Source organism: Ancylothrix sp. D3o, from assembly GCF_025370775.1.
Classification (GTDB): domain Bacteria; phylum Cyanobacteriota; class Cyanobacteriia; order Cyanobacteriales; family Oscillatoriaceae; genus Ancylothrix.
Genome location: NZ_JAMXEX010000114.1, coordinates 1 through 1,656 on the forward strand (window position 1 = coordinate 1; position 1,656 = coordinate 1,656).

Annotated in this window: 4 protein-coding genes; 1 reads left to right on the top strand and 3 read right to left on the bottom strand. The window is 39.3% G+C overall.

The genetic code is table 11. The features are described 5' to 3' along the window. Window positions 1–72 precede the first annotated feature (72 nt). The 3 genes from NG798_RS27570 to NG798_RS27580 all read right to left on the bottom strand — a co-directional run bounded on the left by NG798_RS27570 (window position 73) and on the right by NG798_RS27580 (window position 1,251). Window positions 73–273 carry a hypothetical protein gene (locus tag NG798_RS27570; protein ID WP_261226918.1) on the bottom strand — a complete coding sequence of 67 codons (201 nt, stop codon included), beginning with the start codon at window positions 271–273 and terminating at the stop codon, window positions 73–75. 280 nt (window positions 274–553) lie between these two features. Continuing rightward, window positions 554–1,084 (bottom strand): hypothetical protein, encoded by a 531-nt coding sequence (locus NG798_RS27575; protein ID WP_261226919.1) that lies wholly within the window; start codon window positions 1,082–1,084, stop codon window positions 554–556. 2 nt (window positions 1,085–1,086) lie between these two features. After that, window positions 1,087–1,251, bottom strand: a complete 165-nt coding sequence (locus tag NG798_RS27580) for a hypothetical protein (protein ID WP_261226920.1) — start codon at window positions 1,249–1,251, stop codon at window positions 1,087–1,089. Between the two features lie 274 nt (window positions 1,252–1,525). Between NG798_RS27580 and NG798_RS27585 the strand changes: the two genes are divergently transcribed. After that, on the top strand, window positions 1,526–1,656 hold a 131-nt coding region (locus NG798_RS27585; protein ID WP_261226921.1), incomplete at its 3' end, for a recombinase family protein.

The following is a 1,656-nucleotide window of genomic DNA, read 5'->3' on the forward strand; positions in this document are numbered from 1 at the left end:
TGCTGATGGTCAAATATTTGATTTTCCGAAACTTTATGAGTATGGTATTTTTTCACAACCTATTTAGGATTGCTATATGTAGTCACTACTGCCTAATAAGCCACTACCTCTATCTACTACTTGGGCAAAAAGAGCCCAACCAGGTTGCAATGTCAGGCTGTCAAGAACGTAGGTTTCTTCATTGTAGAAAGGTGATGTATTAAATAAGTCGATATCTCCTAAAAAGAAGGCTTGACCCGTCGGGCTATTGCTAAACTGGTCTAATCTTTGCATATACAATCTTACTCCCTTTTTTGGAGTATTTAGCTTGAAATTAGCAATAGCGTCTTGCCTTTCTTTTGATGTCCAGAGGGGGTCTAAGAATGGAATGTTTGCTGCCGTAATGCTTCTGATAAACGCACAAAACTTTAGCTCAATATTTATGATTTGATGCCAGCAAACCACCGTTAATATGGTTACGCTACTAGGCGTTATTAGCCGTTGCGATAGTAAGTTAGGTGTTAATCTAACTGCAATCTGCATATATCTACGGGGTAAAGGTATCGCCATGTTTCTATGCCTCCCAATATGCAGCGCATCTAACTAAAATGGTAACGCTGTTAACAGGTAGAATATTGGAGGTAGTATCGGCCCTAAAATAATCATAGTATCCAACTGTGGCTTTTATCGTTCCATAGCATCTTGAATCGTCAATAACAACGCAATCGCCCCTGTTTAAAAATTGAGCGCAATTCCATACAGATGCTGGCGTAGTATTGTTGATACCAGCAAAGAATCCAATCCATACAACAATGTTGTCTAAGTCAACAGTTCCGGTAAAATCCGGTCTTTTCTTGATATCAAAATAATTTATCTCTAAGGCTTTTAGTTGTTTGGGTGGAGTGCTAATCGGAAAAACGGCAGGAAATCCTTGGATATCCTGAAGTAGGGAGAAACTGTTGTTATTTTGATTTGTAGGCTCCAAATATTGTATATAGCTTCTACTTGCAACTGAATCTAGCCCGCTTAAATTACCACCCCCACCTCCACCGGCTGCTATCAGCCTTTGTTTTAAATTGGGGTAAATACTGTTAATGCTTCCCATCTTTAATCAATCCTCATGGATGGCGAAAGGTGTTCTTCTTCATTCCGTCTTATTACTCGTTCTGGGATGGTTTCTATCTCAATTGAATAGATTTCACCTGGTTTGAAGTCGGGAACATTTTCGTTTTTATCAAAACTGACATGAATAAAATCATACTCGTCCGTCATCTCTGACCATCTTTCAGCAGGGGTAAATTCAAACCAAGAGCAAAACTCTGTTTTTGATAGAGAGTCGCACTTAAAATTTTTGGAGATTTTCACGGGCTTATTGGTGACAGGGGTGTGAACACAAATTTAACTTGATTTGTGTTCGCACCCCTATAAAAAAAACGACCGTATTTCACACTTTTTGAACAGTCGTTATTTCTCAGGGTTTCGTTAGGGCAAAATTGTAAATAAAGCCATCTGATAATCAAAGTCTAAAAAAACCCCCCTTTTTTGTATGAATATTGGTTATGCTCGCGTTTCAACAAATGACCAAAGCCTCGACTTGCAATTAGACGCTCTCAACAAGGCCGGCTGTGAGAAGATTTTTACAGATGAGATGACCGGCTCAAAGATGGATCGCCCTGG

What these genes read in the sequence shown, in the direction of transcription:
- NG798_RS27570 (WP_261226918.1), bottom strand. Translation starts at nt 273, where the DNA reads ATGCAAAGATTAGACCAGTTTAGCAATAGCCCGACGGGTCAAGCCTTC.
- NG798_RS27575 (WP_261226919.1), bottom strand. Translation starts at nt 1,084, where the DNA reads ATGGGAAGCATTAACAGTATTTACCCCAATTTAAAACAAAGGCTGATA.
- NG798_RS27580 (WP_261226920.1), bottom strand. Translation starts at nt 1,251, where the DNA reads ATGACGGACGAGTATGATTTTATTCATGTCAGTTTTGATAAAAACGAA.